Source organism: Saccharopolyspora thermophila (genome assembly GCF_014646075.1).
GTDB classification, from domain to species: Bacteria; Actinomycetota; Actinomycetes; order Mycobacteriales; family Pseudonocardiaceae; genus Saccharopolyspora; species Saccharopolyspora thermophila.
On the sequence record NZ_BMMT01000007.1, the window covers coordinates 23,305 to 46,881 of the forward strand.

Annotated in this window: 21 protein-coding genes and 1 pseudogene; 12 read left to right on the top strand and 10 right to left on the bottom strand. The window is 72.7% G+C overall.

Annotated elements, in window-relative coordinates; genetic code table 11:
- Positions 1 to 54: 54 nt before the first annotated feature.
- Both IEY17_RS25795 and IEY17_RS11595 read right to left on the bottom strand, forming a co-directional pair.
- A pseudogene (locus tag IEY17_RS25795) lies at positions 55 to 810 on the bottom strand (amidohydrolase); the annotation flags it as partial.
- A 34-nt stretch (positions 811 to 844) separates the two neighbouring features.
- Positions 845 to 1,669 (bottom strand): hypothetical protein, encoded by an 825-nt coding sequence (locus tag IEY17_RS11595; protein WP_188987361.1) that lies wholly within the window; start codon positions 1,667 to 1,669, stop codon positions 845 to 847.
- A gap of 516 nt (positions 1,670 to 2,185) precedes the next feature.
- Between IEY17_RS11595 and IEY17_RS11600 the strand changes: the two genes are divergently transcribed.
- From IEY17_RS11600 to IEY17_RS11615, 4 genes are all read left to right on the top strand, one after another.
- Entirely contained in the window at positions 2,186 to 3,379 is a 1,194-nt protein-coding gene (locus IEY17_RS11600) for a Glu/Leu/Phe/Val family dehydrogenase (protein WP_188987362.1), read from the top strand.
- A 251-nt stretch (positions 3,380 to 3,630) separates the two neighbouring features.
- Positions 3,631 to 3,834, top strand: a complete 204-nt coding sequence (locus IEY17_RS11605) for a cold-shock protein (RefSeq protein ID WP_188987363.1) — start codon at positions 3,631 to 3,633, stop codon at positions 3,832 to 3,834.
- Positions 3,835 to 3,992: 158 nt separating this feature from the next.
- A complete protein-coding gene (locus IEY17_RS11610) occupies positions 3,993 to 4,922 on the top strand; it encodes an NAD-dependent epimerase/dehydratase family protein (protein ID WP_188987538.1) in 930 nt (309 codons plus the stop codon).
- A gap of 204 nt (positions 4,923 to 5,126) precedes the next feature.
- Entirely contained in the window at positions 5,127 to 6,503 is a 1,377-nt protein-coding gene (locus IEY17_RS11615; protein WP_188987364.1) for an FAD-binding oxidoreductase, read from the top strand.
- Positions 6,504 to 6,576: 73 nt separating this feature from the next.
- On the opposite strand, the gene IEY17_RS11620 is transcribed toward IEY17_RS11615, so the two are convergent.
- From IEY17_RS11620 to IEY17_RS11640, 5 genes are all read right to left on the bottom strand, one after another.
- Positions 6,577 to 6,747: a hypothetical protein gene (locus IEY17_RS11620; RefSeq protein WP_188987365.1), complete on the bottom strand. Its 171-nt coding sequence runs from the start codon at positions 6,745 to 6,747 to the stop codon at positions 6,577 to 6,579.
- A gap of 62 nt (positions 6,748 to 6,809) precedes the next feature.
- Complete coding sequence (locus tag IEY17_RS11625) at positions 6,810 to 7,736, bottom strand: ADP-ribosylglycohydrolase family protein (protein ID WP_229680050.1); 927 nt, start codon at positions 7,734 to 7,736, stop codon at positions 6,810 to 6,812.
- Between the two features lie 188 nt (positions 7,737 to 7,924).
- On the bottom strand, positions 7,925 to 8,887 hold the full coding sequence (locus IEY17_RS11630; protein ID WP_188987366.1) for a 3-hydroxyacyl-CoA dehydrogenase NAD-binding domain-containing protein: 963 nt from the start codon (positions 8,885 to 8,887) through the stop codon (positions 7,925 to 7,927).
- Between the two features lie 20 nt (positions 8,888 to 8,907).
- Positions 8,908 to 9,792, bottom strand: a complete 885-nt coding sequence (locus IEY17_RS11635) for a beta-keto acid cleavage family enzyme (RefSeq protein ID WP_188987367.1) — start codon at positions 9,790 to 9,792, stop codon at positions 8,908 to 8,910.
- 51 nt (positions 9,793 to 9,843) lie between these two features.
- Positions 9,844 to 10,704, bottom strand: a complete 861-nt coding sequence (locus IEY17_RS11640; protein ID WP_229680051.1) for a TetR/AcrR family transcriptional regulator — start codon at positions 10,702 to 10,704, stop codon at positions 9,844 to 9,846.
- Positions 10,705 to 10,938: 234 nt separating this feature from the next.
- Between IEY17_RS11640 and IEY17_RS11645 the strand changes: the two genes are divergently transcribed.
- Positions 10,939 to 12,369, top strand: a complete 1,431-nt coding sequence (locus IEY17_RS11645; RefSeq protein ID WP_229680052.1) for an MFS transporter — start codon at positions 10,939 to 10,941, stop codon at positions 12,367 to 12,369.
- 137 nt (positions 12,370 to 12,506) lie between these two features.
- Here the strand turns inward: IEY17_RS11645 and IEY17_RS11650 are convergent, their stop codons facing one another.
- Positions 12,507 to 13,001 (bottom strand): VTT domain-containing protein, encoded by a 495-nt coding sequence (locus tag IEY17_RS11650; protein ID WP_188987368.1) that lies wholly within the window; start codon positions 12,999 to 13,001, stop codon positions 12,507 to 12,509.
- 221 nt (positions 13,002 to 13,222) lie between these two features.
- Positions 13,223 to 13,945, bottom strand: a complete 723-nt coding sequence (locus tag IEY17_RS11655; protein WP_188987369.1) for a FadR/GntR family transcriptional regulator — start codon at positions 13,943 to 13,945, stop codon at positions 13,223 to 13,225.
- Between the two features lie 192 nt (positions 13,946 to 14,137).
- On the opposite strand from IEY17_RS11655, the gene IEY17_RS11660 reads away from it, so the two are divergent.
- From IEY17_RS11660 to IEY17_RS11690, 7 genes are all read left to right on the top strand, one after another.
- A complete protein-coding gene (locus IEY17_RS11660) occupies positions 14,138 to 15,577 on the top strand; it encodes an acyl-CoA synthetase (RefSeq protein WP_188987370.1) in 1,440 nt (479 codons plus the stop codon).
- Positions 15,570 to 16,907: a carboxyl transferase domain-containing protein gene (locus IEY17_RS11665; RefSeq protein WP_188987371.1), complete on the top strand. Its 1,338-nt coding sequence runs from the start codon at positions 15,570 to 15,572 to the stop codon at positions 16,905 to 16,907. Before IEY17_RS11660 ends, IEY17_RS11665 begins: the two co-directional genes overlap by 8 nt.
- A 234-nt stretch (positions 16,908 to 17,141) precedes the next feature.
- A complete protein-coding gene (locus IEY17_RS11670) occupies positions 17,142 to 17,927 on the top strand; it encodes a 2,3-dihydro-2,3-dihydroxybenzoate dehydrogenase (RefSeq protein ID WP_188987372.1) in 786 nt (261 codons plus the stop codon).
- Positions 17,928 to 17,954: 27 nt separating this feature from the next.
- A complete protein-coding gene (dhbC, locus tag IEY17_RS11675) occupies positions 17,955 to 19,202 on the top strand; it encodes an isochorismate synthase DhbC (RefSeq protein ID WP_188987373.1) in 1,248 nt (415 codons plus the stop codon).
- Positions 19,203 to 19,212: 10 nt separating this feature from the next.
- A complete protein-coding gene (locus tag IEY17_RS11680) occupies positions 19,213 to 20,844 on the top strand; it encodes a (2,3-dihydroxybenzoyl)adenylate synthase (RefSeq protein WP_188987374.1) in 1,632 nt (543 codons plus the stop codon).
- A 25-nt stretch (positions 20,845 to 20,869) separates the two neighbouring features.
- On the top strand, positions 20,870 to 21,523 hold the full coding sequence (locus IEY17_RS11685; RefSeq protein ID WP_188987375.1) for an isochorismatase family protein: 654 nt from the start codon (positions 20,870 to 20,872) through the stop codon (positions 21,521 to 21,523).
- Between the two features lie 24 nt (positions 21,524 to 21,547).
- Positions 21,548 to 21,784 (top strand): phosphopantetheine-binding protein, encoded by a 237-nt coding sequence (locus IEY17_RS11690; RefSeq protein ID WP_188987376.1) that lies wholly within the window; start codon positions 21,548 to 21,550, stop codon positions 21,782 to 21,784.
- A gap of 131 nt (positions 21,785 to 21,915) precedes the next feature.
- On the opposite strand, the gene IEY17_RS11695 is transcribed toward IEY17_RS11690, so the two are convergent.
- Positions 21,916 to 23,505 carry a beta-N-acetylhexosaminidase gene (locus tag IEY17_RS11695; RefSeq protein ID WP_188987377.1) on the bottom strand — a complete coding sequence of 530 codons (1,590 nt, stop codon included), beginning with the start codon at positions 23,503 to 23,505 and terminating at the stop codon, positions 21,916 to 21,918.
- Between the last annotated feature and the right edge of the window lie 72 nt (positions 23,506 to 23,577).

Below are 23,577 nucleotides of genomic sequence, written 5' to 3' on the forward strand. Positions count from 1 at the left end.
GCGCTGCCGCAGCTCGTCAACCTGGTCCCGCCCGCGGGTGCGGTCCCACCACAGCGCACCGCGCACCCGTCCGGTCAGCAGGCCCCGGCGGTCCGCGGTCAGGTAGGTGTCCAGGATGTCCGGGTAGCCCAGGTACGGGCCGACGATCGCGTCGTGCCACGACGTCACGCCGTGGTGGTGCAGGTGGCGCTGCCCCTCCAGCAGACCCGCCAGGCACTCGTCGGGACCCGTCGGCGGCAGCACCCGCTCGACCAGCCGCGTCGCGCCCTCGTGCAGCGTCCCGGCGGGTTCACCGTCGGCGTCCCGCTCGATCCGCCCGTCTGGGGGGTCCGGGGTGCGGCGGTCGATCCCGGCCAGCCGCAACGCCGCCGAGTTCACCCAGGCCCCGTGGTGGTCGCGGTTGACCAGGTAGGCGGGCCGGTCGCCGGTCACCGCGTCCAGGTCGGCCCGGGTCGGCGTGCCACCGGGGAACTGCGCCATGTCCCAGCCACCGCCGAGCACCCAGCCCGAGGTGGTGCGACGGTGCTCGGCGATGCGGCGTAGACAGTCGCGGGCGTCGGTGCTGTCGGTGAGGTCGCAGCGCAGCCGCTGCATGCCGCCGAAGACCGGGTGCACGTGGGCGTCATGGAAGCCCGGCAGCAGCAGCCGACCGCGCAGGTCGACCAGCTCGGCAGACGGCGTGGCGCGGTCGCGCACCGCGTCGTGCCCGACCGCGGTGATGCGGCCGTCGCGCACCAGCACCGCGTCGGTGAAGGAGCGGGCGGCGTCCATCGTGGCCACCCGTCCGCCCACGAAGGCCACCTCGCGCATGCCGCGATTCTCCCAGCCCTCGGGGCGGGAGCGGTCAGCCGCGCCGCTCGCCGGTGATGACCGCGACCGCCTTCTCGCGGGTCTGCTCGTCCACCTCGGGCACCTGGAACCCGCGGCTGCGGATGTGCGCCACGAGGTCGGCCTCCGGCGCGACGCCGTGCTGCCGCAGGTAGTAGCCGACCGCGCCGGGCCAGATCCAGCTGCCGTCGGTGTGGAAGGTCATCGGCACCGCCGGGCTGCGGTTCGGGTCCAGCCGGTCGGTGTCGTAGCTGCGCGCGGCCAGCACGATCGGCGCGCGCTCCAGGTACTCCACCACTCGGTCCCGCTCGGCGGGGCTGATCTCCGGACGCTCGGTGATGGGCCGCCCGTTGTCGTCGAACACCTCGGCGGTGCGCAGCACCGGCTCGGTGCCACCGGCGCCCGCGGCCAGCCACTCGGGGGTGGACTCCGCCGGGCGCGGGTAGCGGGCCAGCTCGGCGGCGAAGGCCGCCGCCGGGGGAGCGGTGTGCCAGTTCGGCTGGTAGTCCCCGTTGAAGTCGACGGTGTAGCTGCCGGGGCGCTGCAGGCGGTACAGCGCGCTCACCCAGGTGCCCCGGTCCGCCTGGTACATGCCGTGCCGGAGTTCGGCGAACAGCTCGGCCACCCCGGGCGGGGCGGCCAGCGGGATGACCGTGCCGTTGGGGGCCAGCAGGCGGGCCACCAGTTCGTGGTGCTCGCCCAGCGCGCGGTACTCGACGGTGACTTCCTGCCAACCAGGAGGCAGCGAGCGCACGATCGTCCGGCCGATCTCCTGGATCAGCTGCTGCTGGGCCCCCTCGTCCAGCGATCCCGGTTGGCCCTGGGGTCCTGGTTGGCTCATAGGTGCATCCTCCCAGTCGCGCGGGCACCTTGGGCGCCGTTTCACCCAAGTTCCGCCGTGCCCGCGGCACGCTTCCCGCGGCGCTGTGCCACGCCGCGATCGGAAGCTTAAGGCCCCGTCGGGGTGACGGGTGCGGCCCAGTTGGACAGCTCTGCCGGAGCCGTGACCGCCGCGTGATCCGCCCGCCACGCACCCGTTCCGATGACGTCACGCCAGGAGGCTCCGATGATTGTTGACAATCCGACGAGCCCGCCCTTAACTTCGAGCCATTCCCCGGCTGACGACTGCGGAGGTGGGCCATGCGAGTCGAGCGGTTCCGCAATCCGCGTCCGGTCCGGTGGCTGTCTTCTTCTTCGCTCTGGCTGCGACATCACTGAGCCGCTTCGTGCGGCATTCGTTGCGGTAGTACGGCGATCGTCGCGGGGTGCGACGGGTTGCCTGGTGATCGATCACTGGTGGATTCCGGGCGTGCGCGCCCAGGTGTGTCAGGTATGCGTACGGGAGGAGGTTCGGCCCATGGCAGTCGTCGACCGTGACCCGCTGTTGCGGGTGACCTGGACTGACCCGGTGACCGGGCGGAACGGCTATCTGGTCGTGCACAGCCTGGTGTCCGGTCTCGCCACGGGCGGGACCCGGATGCGCGCCGGCTGCACGATGTCCGAGGTGGAGGCGCTGGCGCTCGGCATGGCGCGCAAGACCGCCGTGTTCGACCTGCCGGTGGGCGGCGCCAAGGGCGGGATCGACTGCGACCCGAAGGACCCGCAGGCCCGCGGCGTGCTGAGCCGCTTCGTGCGGGCCATGCGACCGTGGCTGGCCGCCCACTGGGTGACGGCCGAGGACCTGGGGGTGCCGCAACACCTCATCGACGAGGTGTTCGCGGAGGTCGGGCTCGGGCAGTCCTACCACGCGGCGATCCGCCGGGCCCCGGACCCGGAGCGCACGCTGCGCCGCGTCCGCGCCGGACTCAACGCCCCCGTGCCCGGTGGTCTGCTGCTCGGCGACGTGGTCGGCGGCTACGGGGTGGCGCAGAGCTGCCTCGGCGTGGTGCACGCGCGCGGCTGGGACCCGGCGCGGACCACGGTGGCGGTGCAGGGCGTCGGGACCATGGGCGGCGGGACGGCGTTCTACCTGCACGAGGCGGGACTGAAGGTCGTCGCGATGGCCGACGCGGCGGGCGCCCTGTTCGACCCGGTCGGGCTGGACGTCCCGGCGCTGCTGGAAACCCGCGACCGCTTCGGCGAGATCGACCGCACGCGGGTGCCCGAGCACGTGCGGCGGCTGCCGCGCGAGGACGTGCTCTCCGCCGACGTCGACCTGCTCGTCCCGGCTGCGGTGTCCTACGCGATCACCGCGCCGCTGGTGCCCGAGATCAACGCCCGGGTCGTCGTGGAGGCGGCCAACACCCCGGTGACCGCCGATGCCGAGGAACTGCTGGCCACCCGCGGCATCCCGGTGATCCCGGACTTCGTGGCCAACGCCGGGGCGGCCGCCTGGGCGTGGTGGCTGCTGCTGGGCCGGGTGGATGCCGACCCGGTGCGCTCGTTCCAGGTGCTGCGCGAGGAGATGCTGGCCAAGATCCCACCGCTGCTGGCGGCCTGGGACACCGAGGGCCGCACCCCGCGGGCGTCGGCGCTGCAGCTGGTCGAGCAGCGCACCGAGCGCAACCAGGCCGCGGAGGAGAGCGGCCAGGGCCTGCTGAGCATCCCGTAGCAGGTGCGCCGCAACCGCCGCGACGCGGCCCCGCGCCGACCGCGTTGACATGCTGCGTTCGATGTGTGACATCGCGCGAACGGAGTGCTAGCGTTGCAGCGGTTGCGGTTTTGGTCCCAGCAGTACTGGAAAGTGCCTGCCAGAACGCAGGCACTTTTTTGTGCCGTGGCCGTTCGGCCGGGGTGATCATCTCAGCGACTTGGGGTCTGCGTGGTGTTGACCCTGGCCAGCAGAATCAGGAGAGACAAGGAATGGCTACCGGTACCGTCAAGTGGTTCAACGCGGAGAAGGGCTACGGGTTCATCACTCCCGACGGCGGCGGCGCCGACGTGTTCGCCCACTACTCCGCCATCGACGCCACCGGTTTCCGCACGCTGGAGGAGAACCAGCGGGTGGAGTTCGAGATCGCCCAGGGCCCGAAGGGGCCGCAGGCCGCGGGTATCCGCACCCTCTGATCCAGCCTCGAGCGGGGCGGTCGGGCCGGGCCGCGAGCGGCGCCCGGTCCGCCGCCACGGAAAACAGTCTATTTTCACCCGTTCCGGGTATGTCCGGCCGGGGTACGCTTCCACCCCGCTGACGTTGAACCCGGTGCGAGGTCGAAGTGCCCCTGCGTGTGGTTGTCGCCGGTGCGACCGGCGTGGTCGGGAGAACGCTGTTGCCCCTGCTGCGAAAGCGAGGTCACCACGTGACCGCGCTGGTCCGGCGGGCGGACGGGGTGGACGAAGCGGCCGAGGCCGACGACGTGGCCGTGGCCGATTTACTGGACCCGTCCGGGCTGCGGCGCGCATTACGCCGCGCCAGCCCGGACGTGGTCATCGACCAGACATCCGGTTTTGGCGGCCGCGACCGGGACGAGGGGCTGCGCCGCACCGCGGAACTCCGGGAGCGCGGTGCGAAGAACCTGGTCGCCGCTGCGGTGTCGGTGGGGGCACGGCGGATCATCGGGCAGAGCATGGCTGCCGCCTACCGCCCGCACGGCGAGGAGGTGCTGGACGAAGATTCTCCACTGTGGACGGATGCGCCGGGGTGCTGGGGCGCCGTGGTGCGCGGCCTGGCGGCGATGGAGGAGGCGCTGCTGACCTGCCCGGACATCGAGGGCGTGGCGCTGCGCTACGGCGCGCTGTACGGCCCGGGAACGCACTACGCGCCGGGAGGTGCGATCCACACGCGGGTGCGCGGCAGCGGCCTGCCGCTGGTGTCCGACGGTGTCGGCCTGACGTCGTTCACGCACGTCGACGACGCGGCCGGGGCAGTGCTGGAGATGCTCACCGCCGGCGAACCGGGCGCCTACAACGTGGTGGACAACGAGCCCGCCGAGTCCGCGGAGTGGCTGCCCGCCTACGCCCGCATGGTCGGCGGCCCGGCCCCGGTCTCGCTGACGATGGACCAGGCCCGGGCGCAGCTGGACTGGCTGACGGTGCACCAGCTGACCGAGCAGCGCGGTGCCACGAACTTCCGGTTGCGCGAGACGATCGGCTGGCGCCCGACCTGGCCGAGCTGGCGGGAGGGCTTCGCCGCGATGCTCAACCTCTGGCCCGGCTGACCACGGCGTGCCGACCGGCCCATGCGATCCCACGGCACAGCGGTGGACACCGCTCGGTGAGCACCGGTTGTGGGGTGGCTCACCATGATCGTTCCAAGGTTCTCCTGAGCCGTGGGAACGACGGTCAGGGGCTGGGAGTTCCGGCGACGACGGGTTAGGTTCGACAGGTCAGACCACTTCCACCTGTCGGAGACGATGCAGGCGATGACCACCACCGATGCGCACCCGCTGCGGGAGTTGCTGCCCGAAGGCCGCGTGTTCGACGACGTCGACGTGCTGGAGGCCCACCGCAGGGACCGGGCCACCTTCTGCCCGTCCGGGACGCCGTCGGTGCTGGTCCGGGCACGGTCCACTGAGGACGTCGCCACGACGCTGCGGTGGGCGAACGAGAACCGGGTGCCGGTGGTGCCGCAGGGCGCCCGCTCGGGACTGTCCGGCGCGGCCAACGCCCTGGACGGGTGCATCCTGCTGTCGCTGGAGAAGATGGACCGCATCCTGGAGATCGACGTCGAGGAGCAGATCGCGGTCGTGCAGCCCGGCGTGATCAACGGGGTGCTGGCGGCCGCGGTCGCCGAGCACGGCCTGTTCTACCCGCCGGACCCCGGCTCGCGCGACATCTCCACCATCGGCGGCAACGTGGCCACCAACGCCGGCGGCATGTGCTGCGTCAAGTACGGGGTCACCGGCGACTTCGTCCGCGGCCTGGAGGTCGTGCTCGCCGACGGCCGGGTGATGCGCACCGGGCGCCGCACCGCGAAGGGCGTCGCCGGCTACGACCTGACGCACCTGATCGTCGGCTCCGAGGGCACCCTCGGCGTGGTCACCGAGGTGACCGTGGCGCTGCGCCCGGCCGCCGCCCGGCCGCTGACCGCGGTCGCGTTCTTCCCGACCGTCGCCGACGCCGCCCGCACCGTCGCCGGCTACCTGGGGAAGGGGCACCGGCCGTCGGTGCTGGAGTTCATGGACCGCCCGACGGTGCTGGCGGTGCAGAAGATCGCCGACCTCGGGTTCCCGGACGGCATGGCGGGCATGCTGCTGGTGCAGTCCGACCGGGGCGAGGCCGCACCGGCGGAGCTGGCGGCCTTCGAGGAGGTGGCCCGCTCCTTCGACGCCGCCGAGGTCATCGTCGCCGACGACCCCGCCGAGGGCGAACTGCTCATGCAGGCCCGCCGCCTGGTCGGCGACGCCCACGAGCACCTGGGCCTGGCGCTGCTGGTGGACGACGTGTGCGTGCCGCGCCGCCACCTGGTGGACCTGGTGGAGGGGCTGGGCCGGATCGCCGACCAGCACGGCGTGCGGGTCCTGTGCGCCGGACACGCCGGGGACGGCAACATGCACCCGGTCGTGGCCTTCGACTCCGACGACGAGGCCGAGACTGCCCGCGCGCACCAGGCGTTCGACGCGATCATGGCGCTGGGTCTGGAACTGGGCGGCACGATCACCGGCGAACACGGCGTCGGCCACCTCAAGCGCCGCTGGCTCGGCGAGGAACTCGACGAACCGGCGCTGTGGACCCAGCGCGCGATCAAGAACGCCCTCGACCCAAACAACATCCTCAACCCGGGCCGCGTCCTGCCGTGATGCCTCCCGGGCTTGACAGGTGCATCGTCGCCGAGTCGGTCGCAGGTCGCCTTGCCGCGCCCCGCGGTGGCGGTCAGTCGTGGTCGTAGGCGTCGTCGAGCGGGACCGGTCGGCTCTGGTCCGCCGCGTCGGCCGGGTCGGCGTCCAGCGGCACCTCCAGCGTCCCTGGCTCCTCCTCGTCAAGAACGTCCTCCGCCGGGCGGACCTGTTCGGCGGCGTCGGCTTCCGGCGTTTCGGGGTCCATCGATCCTCCAGTCGGTAGCTGGGCGGAGCACCCGCCACGGTAGACGAGCCCGCCCGCACCGGTCATCCCGAAATGCGGGCCAGGCGATCGGCCAGCTCGTGCAGGAGCGCCATCCCCTCGATGCGGCGCAGCCAGGACTGGGGCCAGCCCGCCGCGCCGCGCAGGGCCCCGGTCAGCGCCGCCGCCATGCTGGCGATGGTGTCGGTGTCACCACCGGCGCGGATGCACTGGCGCACGACGTCGACCGGGCTGTCGTGGTGGGCGAGGAACGCCCACAGCGCCAGGGGCACCGAGTGCGTGGCGCGTACGTCGTTGCCCAGTGCCTCGGCGGCGCGGTGGGGGTCGCGGTGCCCGAGCTGCGCGGCGACGGCCTCCAACCGCCGCGCCCACCCCGGGTCCCGGATGACGCGCACCAACCTGGACAGGAACGACTCGGTATCGAGCGGTTGGGCCGCGTGCAGCGCCAGGTACGCGCCGCACGCCTGCACCGCGGCGCCTTCCTGGCCGTCGGGGTGGCCGTGGGTCACCGACGCGGTCCGGCGGCCCAGCTCGGCGGCGTGGTGGGCGCTGCTCGCGGCCAGCGCCACCGGCGCGCACCGCATCGCGCCGCCGTTGCCGAACGACCCGCTGCCGCGGAACACCGCCACCGCCGCGTCCCGCCACGGCATCCCGTTACTGATCTGCTCGAACAGCCCGGCCGCGGTGCGGGGGAACCCTCGCCACGGCTCGCGGGTCCACGCCTCCACCAGCGCGGCGGCCAGCTCGGCTTCGTCGAGCAGGTGCCCGCCGAGCCGCGCCCGGCTCAGCAGGTGCTCGGCGACGGCAATGGTCAGGGCCGTGTCGTCGGTGTAGCGCAGCTGGTCCGGGGAACGTTCGAACTCCCGCAGGGCCCGCTCGCCGACCGAGGGCTTGCCCTCGAACGGCGCGCCCATGGCATCACCGAGGCCGACCCCGGTCAGCAGACCGCGGGCGCGGTCACACGCGTTCACCCACGACCTCCCGGGACAAGGCGGTTGGTCTCCACGGTACGCCCCCGCCCACCGCGAATCGCCTTTGGCGCTCCAGCGGTTTTCCGGCGCCGAGCCTCAGCCGATGGCGCGGCGCGCGTAGTCCGGGGCGGCTTCGAGCAGCGCGGCGAGCCGGTCGGCCACCGCGGGCGGGAACCGCCGCGGCCCGGTCACAGCAGGTCCCGGCGGACGTCCTTGATCGCGCGCAGCACGGCGATCAACGCCCGGTCGCGCGCGGCGACCAGCTCGGCGATGCTGGCGCCCCCGGCGGCCTCCTCGCAGCCGTTGACCATCGCCTCCCGCAGCTCGTCGGTGAGCTCCGGTGCCTCCAGCCGGGTCCACGGCGACTTCAGCGACGGGCCGAAGTGGTCGAGCATGTGCGCCATGCCGCCCTCACCACCGGCCAGGTGGAAGGTCAGGCACGGCCCCAGCAGCGGCCAGCGCAGCCCGGGCCCCTCGGTGATCGACGCGTCGATCTGCGCCACGGTGGCCTCGCCGTTGGCGACCATGTGCAGCGCCTCCCGCCATATCGCCTCCTGCAACCGGTTGGCGGTGAAGCCCGGCACCTCGCGGTCCAGGACGATCACCGACTTGCCCGTGGCCGCGAAGAACTCCGCGGCCCACTCGACGGCCCACCGCTCGGTGCGCTCGCCGCCCACGATCTCGACCAGCGGGATGAGGTACGGCGGGTTGAACGGGTGGCCCACCACCAGCCGTTGCGGGGTCGCGCAGTCCACCTGCATCTCGGTCATGCCGTACCCGGAGGTGGATGAGGACACCACCACTCCCGGCGGGGTCGCGGCGTCGATGCGGGCCAGCAGGTCGCGCTTGACCGCCAGGTCCTCCGGCGCGCTCTCCTGCACGAACTCCGCCTCGGCCACGGCCTGCTCCAGCGTCTCGGCGACCACCAGGTTCTCCCGGGACGCGCCGTCGGCCAGGCCGAGTTCGGTCAGCGCGGGCCACGCGGCCTCCACCAACCGGCGCAGCCGGGCCTCGAAGTCCAGCGCCGGATCCCAGGCGCTCACCCGGAAGCCGCGGGCCAGGAAGTGCGCGACCCAGCCGCCGCCGATGACGCCCGTGCCGATGCAGGCGACCCGCCGCACCGCGGCCGGGCTCGGGGTGTTCTCGTCCACCTCAGCAACTCCCAGCCGTGTCAACGCTTCTTCAGGCCCAGCTGCTCGCGGGCCTGGTCGGGGGTGGCGACCGACATGCCCATCGCCTCGATGATCGTCACGGCGCGCTCCACGAGCTGGCCGTTGGTGGCCTTGACGCCCCTGCGCAGGTAGAGGTTGTCCTCCAGGCCGACGCGGACGTTGCCGCCCAGCGCGGCGGTCAGCGCCACCCAGCGCAGCTGGTCGCGGCCGATGGCGAAGCTGGCCCAGTTCGCGCCGGCGGGCAGCATGTTCACCATCGCCTGCAGCACGCCCGGGTCCGGCGGAGCGCCCCACGGGATGCCGGTGCACAGCTGGAACAGCGGCGGGGCGTCAATCAGCCCCTCCTCGATCAGCTTCGTGGCGAACCACAGGTTCCCGGTGTCGAAGATCTCCAGCTCCGGCTTGACGCCCAGCTCCTGGATCCGCGCGGCCCCGGCGCGCAGCATGTCCGGGGTGGAGACGTAGAGCTGGCTGCCCTCGCCGAAGTTCAGCGATCCGCAGTCCAGCGTGCAGATGTCCGGCAGCAGCTCCTCGACGTGCGGCAGCCGGTCCAGGCCGTTGACCAGGTCGGTGCCGTCCACCGGCTTGAGCGGGTCGTCCTGGTCGATGACCAGGTCGCCGCCCATCCCGGCGGTGAGGTTGATGACCACGTCGACGCCAGTCTCCCTGATGCGCTCCACCACCTCCCGGTACAGCGCCACGTCGCGGGAGCCCTGGCCGGTCTCGACGTTGCGCACATGGATGTGCACCACGGCCGCGCCCGCCGCCGCGGACTCCACGGCGGCCTGCGCGATCTGCTCGGGCGTGACCGGGACGAACTCGCTCTTGCCGGTGGTGTCGCCGGCGCCGGTGAGCGCGGCGGTGATGATCACGTGGTTGCCCATCGCTGGACTCCTTTCCGGGCCGCGGTGGCCCCGCGGATTTCGGGTGCCCGGTCAGCGCCGGACGATCTCGCGCTCGACGAAGTCGCGCAGCACCTGCCGCATCCGCTCCACCGACCGGCCGGGGCGCCCGGCGAGCACCTGGATGCCCAGCCCGTCGATCAGCGCGGTCAGCGTCACGGTGAGCTCCTCGGCGTCGGTGTCGGTGAACACGCCCTGCTGCTGGCCCTCGCGGATGGTGCGGGCGATGGTGTCGTGCCAGCGGGTGTAGGAGTCGCTGTGCAGTACCTGCAGGTCGGGGTTGAGGGCGCTCTCGGTCCACACCTGCAACCAGATCGACCACTCCAGGCGCAGCAGGCCCGGGGTAGGCAGCTGCAGCTCGACCAGGCGCAGCAGGCGCTCGTGCGCGTCCTCGATGCCGTGCAGTTCGGCGACCTGCCGGTCGAAGGCCAGCCGCACCGAGTACCGCAGCGTCTCGGTGAGCAGGTCGTTGCGGCCGGGGAAGTAGTAGTGGATGGTGGCCGCGCTGGTGCCGCACGCCTCGGCGACGTCGGCGACCCGCACCGAGTGGTAGCCGCGTTCGGCGATCAGCTTCCAGGCCGCGTCGAGGATCTGCTGGTAGCGGCCGGCCTCGCGGCGGTCGGCGGGTGCGCGGCCGGACCGGGCGGTGTGCTGCGGGACGGCGACCACCGTCTCGGCCTGGTCGCTGCCGTTGATCAGCCAGTTCACCGTGACCCCGCCGGCCTCGGCGATCCGGGCCAGCTCGGCGGGGGTGAACCGGCGGGTGCCGGTCAGCGACTTCGACAGCTTGGTCGGGTCCAGCCCGATGCGCTCGGCGAAGGCGCGCTGGCTCCCCGGGTACTCACGCAGCACGTCCCGCACCCGTTGGCGCAGCGCCGACATCGTGTCCTGCACGGGGCCAAACGCTAGCGTCCATTGCGAGAATCGCAATCTCCTGGATCGGTGTTGCGATCCTTGGTTGATCGTGCTTTCGGGGGAGGAGGGCTTAGAAATCGGGTGATGGGTCTCGCCCCGGCGCGGGCGGTGAGCTGCTTCGTTACTGACAAGTCAGTCGGTCGCAACGCTTGTGCACCCCACCACCACGCCCGGGGCGCTGCGAGCCCGCGGCCAACGTGCTGAGCTGTGTCGGTGAACGCGACCGACCCGGTGGAGCAGACCCGCCCGCAGCAGGCCGACCGGCACCGCTGGCGCGTGCTTGGCATCTGCCTGGTCGCGGGCTTCATGACCCTGCTCGACGTCAGCATCGTCAACGTCGCGCTCCCGTCGATCCAGCTGGGGCTGAACGCCCCCGCCACCGCGCTGGCGTGGGTGGTCTCTGGCTACGCGCTGACCTTCGGGCTGGTCCTGGTGCCCGCCGGACGTCTCGGTGACGACCGCGGCCGCGGCCGCATGTTCCTGCTGGCGCTGGCGCTGTTCACCGCGGCCAGCGCGCTGTGCGGGTTCGCGCCCGAACCGCTGTGGCTGGTGGTGGCGCGGCTGTTGCAGGGGGCGGCCGGGGGCATGCTCAGCCCGCAGGTGCTCGGCCTCATGCAGCAGCTGTTCCACGGCCGCGACCGGGGGCGGGCGTTCGGGCTGTTCGGGGCGGTGGTGGGGATCTCCACCGCGATCGGGCCCCTGCTGGGCGGGCTGATCATCCAGCTCGCCGGGGCCGAGGACGGCTGGCGCTGGGTGTTCTTCGTGAACCTGCCCATCGGCGCGGCCGCGATCCTCTACGGGCTGCGGGTGCTACCGCGCGACGTGCCGGCCGACCGGGCCAGCAGCCTCGACCTCGTCGGCGTGCTGCTGCTCGGCGGGGGACTGCTGTGCCTGCTGCTGCCGCTGATCGAGCAGGAGAGCCGCCGGGGCACCCCGTGGTACCTGCTGGCCGTCGCCGCGGTGCTGCTCGCGCTGTTCGTGGTGTGGGAGCACCTGTACCAGGCGCGCGGACGCGCACCACTGGTGAACCTGCGGCTGCTGACGATCCGCAGCTATTCCTTCGGCGCCGGCCTGGCACTGCTGTACTTCGCGGGATTCACCGGGATCTTCTTCGTCCTCGCGGTGTACTTCCAGCGCGGGCTCGGGTACTCGGCGCTGCTGGCGGGGCTGGCGCTCACGCCGTTCGCGGTGGGCTCGGCGGTGTCGTCGGCGCTGAGCGGACGTATCGTGCACCGGTTGGGGCGTCGGCTGGTGATCATCGGGCTGGTGGCGGCGCTCGCGGGTTTGATGGCCACGGATCTGCTGCTGGCCGCGCACCCCGGTCCGGCGGTCGGGTGGGTGACGGCGTTGCCGCTGCTGGTGGCGGGCGCTGGCAGTGGGCTGGTGATCTCCCCCAACCAGACGGTGACGCTCAGCGAGATCGACCCGGGCTACGGCGGCATCGCGGCGGGGGTGCAGCAGACCGGCCAGCGCATCGGTTCGGCGGTCGGCACCGCGGCGGCGTCGGGCCTGTTCTTCGGCGCGCTGTCCGCGCACGGCTTCGACGCGGCGATCGCCAGCGGCCTGCTGGTGTCGGTCGGCTTCGTCGCGGCGTCCCTCCTGGTGGCCGTCGCCGAAGCCCTCGTCCGCCGCCACACCACCTGATCACGACGCAACGAGCCCAACAACACTCCACCCGAAACTCGGGCACACCATCGCTTGCTCCGACACCGAACGCACGGCGCGGCCTGGTGCTGGGGCGAGTGCGGTGGCGAACTCCTTGAGGAGTGGAATGGGTGGGTTCAGGATCCCAGTGCCGACGGTAGCCAGTGCAGCACGCCGGGGGCCCCGGCGACGATCAGAAAGTGCAGCGAGCGGCCGAGCAGGCTCGCCGCGAGGAACCCGAGCAGCGGCAGGCCAGCCGCGCCGGACAAAAAGCACATCAGGCTGTAGGGCGGGATGCCGGGCACGGCGCTGACCGACAGCACGCCCAGTCCCCACCATGGGCGTTCCTCGGTGCGCTGGTGGAACTTCTCGAGCCAGTTCGCCCACCGGCCGCGGCGTCCGGCCTCCAGCCGGCGGCGCAGTCGTTCCCCGAGGGCGAAGCCGCCCTTGCCAGCCAGGTAGAACAGCGTCTTGCCGGCCACCTGGCCCACGGCCGCAGCCAGCCCGAACGCCCACCAGCTCACGCCGTCCACAGTGGACACCGCGCCGAGCAGGTACAGCTCGATGTTGACCAGCGGGAAGACACTGCCCAGCGCAGCCGTGCCCGCGGTGGCCAGCAGCCACCCGATCATCGAACCACCCAACCGGCGGCGCGTCCGCCGCGCGGCGGATCAGGGTGGTCGATCACGTCAGTCACTCCCGGAACACTCCGAGCCAGGCGCACCGACCATACCGGACCCCACCATCGATCACCCATCCGGGCGATTTCCGAGGTGCCAGCCGGTGCGGACCGTGGCGCCGGCGGCGTGTCGCACGCCTGGCGTCGGTGGCTGCGGCGTCGTGGGCGGCCGGCTCACTCCTCGCCGGCGCGGGCGTCGTCGTCCGGTTCCCAGGACAGCAGGCGGACCCGGCTGACCGTCCGCAGGTGGCGGCGCATCGCGGTGACCGCCGCCCGCGGGTTGCCCGCCCGGATCGCCTCGGCGATGCGCTCGTGCTGGGCCAGCGACCTGCTCGGCCGGCCGGGCTGGCGCAGTGACTCCTGGCGGCTCTCGGCGATCTCCGACGCGATGGTGCGCATGAAGTCGGCCAGCAGCGAGCTGTGCGCGGCGGCGGTGACCGCGGCGTGGAACCGCCGGTCGCCCTCGCTGCCCAGCTCGCCCGCCTCGATCTCGCGGCGCATGTCGGCCAGCGCCGCGTCGATCTCCGCCAGGTCGGCCTCGGTGCGCCGCTGCGCGGCCAGCTCGGCCAGCTTGGTCTCCAGCGCCTCCCGCGCTTCCAGCACGTCCGGCAGGCGACGCTTACGGGCCACCAGCTCATCGACCGGCTCGACGTCCAGCGACGCGCGGCGCAGGTAGGTGCCGCCGCCGTGCCGGACCTCCACCAGCCCCTGCACCTCCAGCACCACGATCGCCTGCTTGACCGAGGCACGGCTCACTCCGAGCCGCTCGGCCAGCTCGCGCTCGGGCGGGAGGCGATCGCCCACCCGCAGGCCCGAGTCCGCCACATGTTCGCGCAACCGCTGCACGACCTGCTCGTACAGGCGCGGGCGGGCGAGCGGGCGCAGGGCTTCGGACACCGCGATCCTCCAGGCCGGACGACGTTGTGGTCAGGCTAACACTGGGCATGTGGCCCAGTGGATGAGCCAATCCTGCCACGGGCCCTTGACGCGGTCCTGACGTGACGCAAAAGTGGACGAGCCAGTGGACCACTGCCGATCCGGCGGGCAGCCCAGGTCCCGGGGTGAGATGTTGCTGACGTGGAGGTGGCCATGGCACCGGTGCTGTTGCCGAAGTTGCACGAGCCCAACGACTCCGAGGCGCTGCGCTTCGGCTCGCGCGCGCTGAACTACCGGGAGCTGGCCTGCGTGGCCGCCGGGATCGCCGAGCAGGTCGCGGGCGCCGGGCGGATCGCGGTGTGGGCGACGAACTCACTGGAGACCTGCGCGGCCGTGGTCGGCGGGCTGACCGCCGGTGTCGCGGTGGTGCCGATCAACCCGAAGGTGGGGAAGCGGGAGCTGGCCCACATCCTTGGCGACAGCCGGCCGGAGGTTCTGCTGGTCCCGCCGGGTTTCCAGGCTCCCGAGGGGCTCGGCGAGGTGCCGGTGCGTGAGATCGACCTCGCCGTGCGGGGCGGCCAGCTGCCGCCGGAGCCCGACGAGGGTGAGCCGGCGCTGATCGTCTACACCTCGGGCACCACCGGGCCGCCCAAGGGCGTGGTGCTGCCGCGCCGCGCGATCCGTGCCAACCTCGACGCGCTGGCCGAGGCGTGGGAGTGGACCGCGCGGGACGTGCTGGTGCACGCGCTGCCGCTGTTCCACGTGCACGGGCTGATTCTCGGCACCCTGGGCCCGCTGCGGCTGGGCGGCGCCGTGCACCACCTCGGCAGGTTCTCCTCCGCCGCGGTCGCCGAGGAGCTGGCCGGGCCGGCCACCATGATGTTCGGCGTGCCCACCATGTACCACCGGTTGGCCGACGACGCCGAGCGCGACCCGGAGATCGGCAAGGCGGTCGGCCGGGCGCGGCTGCTGGTGTCGGGTTCGGCGGCGCTGCCCGCGGTGGAGCACGAGCGCATCGAGCGGCTGACCGGCCTGCGCGTCGTCGAGCGCTACGGCATGAGCGAGACGATCATGAACTGCGGTGTCCGGGCCGACGGCGACCGCCGCCCCGGCTACGTGGGGCGACCCCTCGCCGGGGTCGAGCTCAAGCTCGTCGACGAGCGTGGCGAGGAGATCACGGTCAGCGACGACGAGACGGTCGGCGAGATCCTGGTGCGCGGCTCGAACCTGTTCAGCGGCTACCTCAACCGCCCCGACGCCACGGCGCAGGCGTTCGTCGACGGCTGGTTCCGCACCGGTGACATGGCCACCCGCGCACCCGACGGCTACATCCGGATCGTCGGGCGCAAGGCCACCGACATCATCAAGAGCGGCGGCTACAAGATCGGCGCCGGGGAGATCGAGAACGCGCTGCTGGAGCACCCGGCGGTGGCCGAGGTCGCGGTCACCGGCGAGCCTGACGCCGATCTCGGGGAGCGGATCGTCGCGTGGGTGGTGCGCGCCCCTGGCCAGGAGGTGGCCGAGCAGGAGCTCGTCGACCACGTGGCGCGGCTGCTCACCCCGCACAAGCGCCCGCGAGTGGTGCGATTCCTGGACGCCCTGCCGCGCAACGAGATGGGCAAGGTGCAGAAGAAGGCGCTGCGGTATGGCTGAGCACTCCGCGGCTCGCGACCTGGTCGAGGCGATCAGCCGGGGGTTCGAGGAGTTCGAACCCCCGCCGGTGCCGGTGTTCCCGGACGGCCCGTTGGGCTGGCCGGGATACGACGACCAGTTGGCCCGCGCCGCCGAGCGCAGCGGTGCGGGCGAGTCGGTGCTGTGCGGGCGCGGACGGGTCGGCTCGGCGGAGGCGGTGCTCGTCGCCTTCGACTTCGCCTTCCTCGGCGGCTCGGTGGGCATCGCCGCCGGGGCGCGCATCGTGGCGGCCTTCGAGCAGGCCCGGGACCTGCGGCTGCCGGTGATCTCGCTGGTCGCGTCGGGCGGCAGCCGCATGCAGGAGGGCATCTGCGCGCTGCGCCAGTTGCAGGCCATCGCGCGGGCCTGCGTGCTGACCCGGCAGGAGCGCGTCCCGCACATCACGGTGTTGCGCAACCCGACCACCGGCGGTATGTGGGCAGCCCTGTCGGCCGCGGCCGACGTGGTACTCGCCTCGCCCGGTGCGGCGGTGGCCTTCGGCGGCAGCAGGGTGCGGCACCCCAGCGACACCGGTGCGGCGTTCAGCGCCGAGGGCAAGTTCGCCGACGGGCAGGTGGACCGGGTCGTGGACGACGCCGAACTGCCGGAGGTGCTGGCGGATCTGGTGTCGCTGCTGCATCCGCAGCGGTCGGTGCGCCCGCCCGATCCGGCCCCGGTCCCGCCGGCGCTCACCGCGGGTGCGCTGCCGGGCAGCGGGTGGGAGGCGGTGCAGCGGGCGCGCGCCGAGGACCGGCCGCGGGCACGCGCCTATCTGGACGCCTACTTCGCTTCCCGGTTCGAGATCAGCGGGGACCGGGCCGGTGGCCGTGACGACGGAATGATCTGCGGGTTCGGCGACCACGAGGGCCGCACGGTCGCGTTTGCCGCGCAGACGGGGACGGCCAACACCCCGGCGGGGTTCCGCACCGCGGCCCGGCTGGTCCGGCTCGCCGACCAGCTCGGCATCCCGGTGCTGACGCTGGTGGACACGCCGGGCGCGGCCAACGACGCCGCGGCCGAGCAGGGCGGCGTCGGCCCGGCCATCGCGGAGGTGTTCGCCGCGGTCGCCGAGGCACGTGTGCCGATCACCACGCTGGTCATCGGTGAGGGCGGGTCCGGCGGTGCGCTGGCGCTGGCCGCGCCCGAACGCACCTGGATCACCTCGGACGCCTACTTCGCGGTGATCGCGCCCGAGTCCAGCGCGGCGATCCTCAAGCGGGACCCGGCCGACGCGCCCGAACTGGCCGGGCTGCTCCGCCTGCGCCCGCAGGATCTGCTGGAACTCGGCTTCGTCGCGGGCATCGCGTACTGACCCACCACCTCTGCGCATCGAGGAATGTGCTGTCACCCGAGCAGCGGCGCGCCAGCGTCGGCGGGCGAGGGGGTGGCGAATCCTTAAGAGAGACTGATCCCCCGAGCCGCGGGAGTCGTCGCGGTCGGTGAGCAATGCCACCTCGTCGGAGGGAGGCTTTCGATCAGGTCCGTGTTCTAGACTCAGGCTCGCCTGACAAAGGTTAGGCTAGCCTGAGTTGCGAAGCGAGTGGGCATGAACCGGACCGGGATTGGCGGCAAGGTCGCCATCGTGACGGGTGCGGGCCAGGGCATCGGAGCGGCGGTCACCGCCGCGTTCGCCGGCCTCGACGCCACCGTCGCCGCGGTGGATCGCAACGCCGACCGTGTCGCGGCCGTCGCCACCAAGCTCACCGCGAAGGGCCACCAGGTCCACGCCCACTGTGCCGACGTCGCCGACTCCGCCGCGGTCACCGAGGTGGTCGACCGCGTCGAGCGGGAACTCGGCCCGGTCGACATCCTCGCCAACATCGCCGGCGTGCTGCAGGTCGGCACCGTGCAGGAGCTCACCGACGAGGAGTGGCACCGCACCTTCGCGGTCAACGCCACCGGTGTGTTCGCGATGTCCCGAGCCGTGTCCCGGCACATGATCCCGCGCAGGCGCGGCGCGATCGTCACGGTCAGCTCCAACGCCGCCGGCGTGCCGCGGCACGGGATGGCCGCCTACGCCGCCTCCAAGGCCGCGGCCACGCTGTTCACCAAGTCCCTCGGCCTGGAACTGGCCGAGTACGGCATCCGGTGCAACGTCGTCGCCCCCGGCTCCACCGACACCGACATGCAGCGCGGCATGTGGGCCGACGAGCGCGGCGCCGACCGCGTCATCGCCGGCTCGCCCGAGGTCTTCCGGGTGGGCATCCCGCTGCGCAGGCTGGCCACGCCCGAGGACATCGCCGACGCGGTCGTCTTCCTGGCTTCCGACCAGGCCCGGCACATCACCATGCACGACCTGTACGTCGACGGCGGCGCCACGTTGCGCGCCTGACCGGCACCGAACCGCGGAAAGGTTGCCATGACCACTGTGGACAGCGAGATCGACGGTATCGACGTCGTCGCCGATGACGCCGCGACCAGGCTGCTGGCGGCCTACCAGGCGGGTTCGTCGTTCTTCTTCTCCGGGCCTCACGGTGTGCTACTGGGCTGCGGCGTCGCTGCCACCGTGCCCAAAACGCAGTGCGCGCGCACCGGCCTGCCCGGGCGGGTGGCGGATTTCCTGCGCAGCGCCGAGGAGTTCGGCCGGCGCAACCCGGTGGTCGTGGGCGCGGTGCCGTTCGACGAGAATCTGCCGGCGCACCTGGTGATGCCCGAGGAGGTCGTCCGTTCGGCGCCGCTGAACGTCGTGGTGTCACGCGCGCCGCAAACCAGCGTCCCGGACTGCGGGGTGCGGCCGGTGCCCGCGCCCGCCGAGTACGAGCGCGGCGTCAGCCGCGTGCTGCGGCGGCTGGACGACGGCGAGCTGGGCAAGGTGGTGCTGGCCCGGTCGCTGGAGGTGACCACCGCCGCGCCCGTGGACGTCCGCGCCGTCCTGCGCAACCTGGCGTTCGCCGACCCGGCCAGCTACACCTTCGCCGTGGACCTGCCGCGGCGCGGCGAGGACGGCACCCGCGACAGCTTTGGCCCGCAGCCGCCGCTGGAGCGGACCTTCCTGGGGGCGAGCCCGGAACTGCTGGTGTCCCGCCGTGGAATGCGGGTGCGTGCCCACCCGATGGCCGGTTCCCGACCGCGCAGCGCCGACCCGGTGGAGGACCGGTGCCGCGCCGCCGAACTGTCCACATCGGACAAGGATCGCCGGGAACACGCCGCCGTCGTCGACGCGGTCGCCGAGGCGCTGCGCCCGTTCTGCCGCGACCTGCATGTGCCCGCCCGCCCCGAGGTGATCAGCACCGCCGCCATGTGGCACCTGGCCACCGAGATCACCGGGGAGCTGCGCGACCCGGCCACCTCCTCGCTGGAACTGGCCGACGCGCTGCACCCCACCCCGGCGGTGTGCGGTACGCCGGTGCGGCGGGCCCGCGAGGTCATCGCCGAGACCGAACCCTTCGACCGCGGCTACTACGCGGGCCTGGTCGGCTGGTCCGACGCCGCCGGGGACGGTGAGTGGGTGGTGGCGATCCGCTGCGCCGACATCGAAAACGACCTGCTGCGGCTGTTCGCCGGCGCGGGCATCGTCGCCGGCTCCGACCCCGCCGAGGAACTGGCCGAGACCACCGCGAAGTTCCGCACCGCCCTGTCCGCGATGGGCCTGGACCGGGTCGTCTGAGAGGACCGACATGACCGCATCCGTGCCCGGCTGCCCCACCTGGCCGCCGGAGTTCGCCGAACGCTACCGCGCGGCGGGCTACTGGCGCGGCGACACCTTCGGGCAGCTGCTGCGCGACCGCGCCGCCGAACACCCCGACCGCATCGCCGTCGTCGACGGCGACCGCCGGGTCAGCTACCGAGACCTCGACGTCCGCGCCGACCGGCTGGCCGCCGGGCTGCACCGGCTCGGCATCGGCGCGGGTGACCGGGTGGTGGTGCAGCTGCCGAACATCGCCGCGTTCTTCGACGTGTGCTTCGCGTTGTTCCGGCTCGGTGCGGTACCGGTGTTCGCGCTGCCCGCGCACCGGCTGGCCGAGATCGCCTACTTCTGCGAGTTCAGCGAGGCCAGCGCCTACATCACCGTCGACGTGGAGGCCGGGTTCGACCACCGCCGGCTGGCCGCCGAGGTCGCCGCGAAGGTGCCGGGGCTGCGGCACGTGCTCATCGCCGGCGAGCCCGGCGAGTTCCGTGCACTGTCCGATGTGGACGCAGATCCGGTGGAGCTGCCCGGCCCGCGGCCGGGCGACATCGCGTTCCTCCAGCTCTCCGGCGGCAGCACCGGCGTGCCCAAGCTGATCCCGCGCACCCACGACGACTACATCTACTCCTTGCGCGCCAGCAACGAGATCTGTGGCGTCACCGCCGACACCGTCTACCTCGCCGCGCTGCCGATCGCGCACAACTTCCCGATGAGCTCGCCCGGCATCTTCGGCGTCCTGTACGCCGGCGGCCGCGTGGTGCTGGCCCGCCGGCCCGGCCCCGACGAGGTCTTCCCGCTCATCGAACGCGAACGCGTCACGCTCACCGCGGCCGTGCCCCCGCTGGCGCTGGTCTGGCTGGACGCGGCACCGGACACCGAGCACGACCTGTCCAGCCTCCAGGTGCTGCAGGTTGGCGGCGCCAAGTGCAGCGAGGAGGTGGCGCGGCGGGTCAGGCCCGTGCTCGGCGCCACCCTGCAGCAGGTGTTCGGCATGGCCGAGGGCCTGGTCAACTACACCCGGCTCGACGACCCCGAGGAGGTCATCCTCACCACCCAGGGCCGCCCGATCTCGCCGGATGACGAACTGCTCGTCGTCGATGACGACGACAACCCTGTGCCGCCGGGGGAGACCGGGCACCTGCTCACCCGCGGGCCCTACACCATCCGCGGCTACTACCGGGCCGAGGAGCACAACGCGCGGGCCTTCACCCCCGATGGCTTCTACCGCACCGGCGACGTCGTGCGGCTCACCCCCGAGGGCAACATCGTCGTCGAGGGCCGGGCGAAGGACCAGATCAACCGGGGCGGCGAGAAGGTCGCCGCCGAGGAGGTGGAGAACCACCTGCTCGCGCACCCCGCGGTGCACGATGCGGCGGTGGTGGCCATGCCCGACGACTACCTTGGCGAGCGCACCTGCGCCTTCGTCGTGCCGCGCGGTACCCCGCCGAAGGCCCGCGAGCTGATCCGGTTCGTCCGCGACCGCGGCCTGGCCGCCTACAAGGTCCCGGACCGGGTGGAGTTCGTGGCGCGGTTCCCGCAGACCGGGGTCGGCAAGGTCAGCAAGCGGGACCTGCGGGCGGCCATCGCCCGCGACCTGGTCCCCGAACTGCACCGCCGGTGATTGACGACGACAGAAGGGACGCACGGTGGCGCTACCGGCCATCGCACCGTACCGGGTGCCGACGGAGGACGAACTGCCGGCGAACCGGGTGGCCTGGCGGCCCGCCCCGGAGCGGGCGGTGCTGCTCATCCACGACATGGAGCGGCACTTCGTCAACGCCTTCCCGGCCGGCCGGGAACCGCTGACCGAGATCGTGCCCAACATCCGCCTGCTGCGCGAGCGGGCCCGCGCGTCCGGGGTGCCCGTGGTGTACTGCGCGCAGCCCGGCGGGCAGACGCCCGAGCAGCGCGGCCTGCAGCTGGAGTGGTGGGGACCTGGCGTCGCGGACCCGGCGCAGGAGGCGATCATCGACGAGCTGGCGCCCGAAGACGGTGACGTGCTGATGACCAAGTGGCGCTACAGCGCCTTCCAGCGCACCGACCTGCGCGCCATGCTGCGCGGCTGGAACCGCGACCAGCTGGTCATCACCGGCATCTACGCGCACATCGGGTGCCTGATGACCGCCGCCGAGGCGTTCCAGCAGGAGGTGCAGGCGTTCCTGGCCGCCGACGCGGTCGCGGACTTCTCGCTGGAGGAGCACCGCATGGCGTTGAGCTACGCCGCGAAGCGGTGCGCGGTGGTGGACACCTCGCGGCGGCTGGCGCGGTCGCTGGTGGCGCCCGAGTCCGACGTGGCCTGACGAGCAACCGGGGAGTATGTGGGGATGTCGCAGAAGCTGACGCTGGAGGACGTGCGGGCGCAGGTCGCCGAGCTGCTCTTCGAGGACCCGACGGAGCTGACCGACGACGAGAACCTGGTCGACTGGGGCCTGGACTCGGTGCGGATTATGACGCTGGTGGAGAAGTGGCGGAAGCTGGGGGTGCGGATCACCTTCGCCGACCTCGCCGAGCGCCCCACCCTGGCCGACTGGTGGGCGGTCCTGGAACCCAACATCCCCTAGCGGACGTGCTCCGGCGGCACCGGCACGATCTCCCGGGAAACCAGCATGCCGGTCCAGGGCAGGCGCAGCGGCTCAGCGGAGGTGTGGAGGGCACCCTTCGCCGATCGGCCGCCCCCACCTGTCAGCCGGTGTCACTGCGCCCAGGGGATCTGGGGGGAGCGGTAGTAGTCGACGCCCATCGCCGCCAGGCGCGGGCCGTGCGCCGCCAGGCGCTGGCGGAACGACTCCCAGTCGTGGGCCGCCTTCGGCGACCAGCCCAGCTCCGCGATCGCCGGGAGCCGCGGGAACGCCATGAACTCGATGTGGTCGGAGGTCTCCAGCGTCTCGCTCCACAGCGGGGCCTCCACGCCGAGCACCGACTCCTCCGGCACGCCCTGCAGGTAGCTGCCCGGGTCCCAGCCGTAGGCGTCGGCGACCTCGATGAACCCGGCCCACTGCAGGCCCAGCGGCGTGTCTTCGTCGTACTTCATGTCCAGGTACGCCTTGTTCGCCGGCGACAGCAGGATCTTGTTGCCGCGGGCGACGGCCTCGGCCAGCAGCGGGTCGGCGTTGGTGGTGCCCCAGAACTGCAGCACCGCCTCGCCCTCCGGCTGGGCCCTGCCGTACTCGTGCCAGCCGACGACCGTCTTGCCGTACTTGGCCACCAGCGGCAGCACCCGCGCCATGAACTTCGTGTAGTCCTCCTCGCTGGTGGAGTGCGCCTCGTCGCCGCCGATGTGCAGGTACGGCCCGGGGGTCAGGGCCGCGAGCTCGCGGATGACGTCCTCGACGAACCGGTAGGTGATCTCCTTGTCCACGCACAGCGAGCTGAACCCGACCTCGATGCCGGTGTACAGCGGCGGTGCCACCCCGTCGCAGTTCAGCTCCGCGTAGGAGGCCAGCGCCGCGTTGGTGTGCCCGGGCATGTCGATCTCCGGCACCACCGTGATGTGCCGGGACGCCGCGTACCGCACGATCTCGGTGTAGTCGTCCTGCGTGTAGTACCCGCCGGGACCGCCGCCGACCTCGGTGCTGCCGCCGTACTCGGCCAGCCGCGGCCAGCTGTTGATCTGGATGCGCCAGCCCTGGTCGTCGGACAGGTGCAGGTGCAGCCGGTTGACCTTGTACAGCGCGATCTGGTCGATGTAGCGCCTGACCTGCTCGACGTCGAAGAAGTGGCGGGCCACGTCGAGCATCGCGGCGCGGTGCGCGAAGCGCGGCCGGTCGACGATCTCACCGCCGGGCACCGGCCACGGACCCGGCTGCGTGGTCGGGCTCTCGATCGCCGCGGGCAGCAGCTGGCGCAGCGTCTGCACGCCGTTGAACAGCCCGTCGGTGGTGGTGGCCTGCACGGTGACGGTGTCGTCGTCGACCGCCAGGCGGTAGCCGGCCGGGCCGAGGTCGGGGGAGCCGTCGAGGGTCAGCGCGATGTCGCCGGTGCCGAGCTGCCCGCGGTTGACCGGGACCGGGAACCCGGTCGAGGGCCGCAGGATCCCGGCCAGGTACTCGCCGACCTCGGCCGCCTCGCCGCGGGCCTGGATGGAGGTCTGCGGGGACAGCTCGAAGGTGGCGGAGGGGTCCGGCCGCACTGACTCGGGCGCGGGGATGATGGTGTCCATCGGGGACTGCTGGGCGGCGGGCGCGCCGGTGGCGGGTGCCACGACCCCGCCGGTGAGCAGCGCCCCGGCGACGGCGGCCAGCGCGGTCCGGCGCAGCATCGATCTGGCTGGTCCTGCGGTCATGTGCCTCGCTCCAGGATCGGGGAACGGTGCACACAAAGGTATAGACCACAGTTGGCGGCGAAAGCCTCCGAA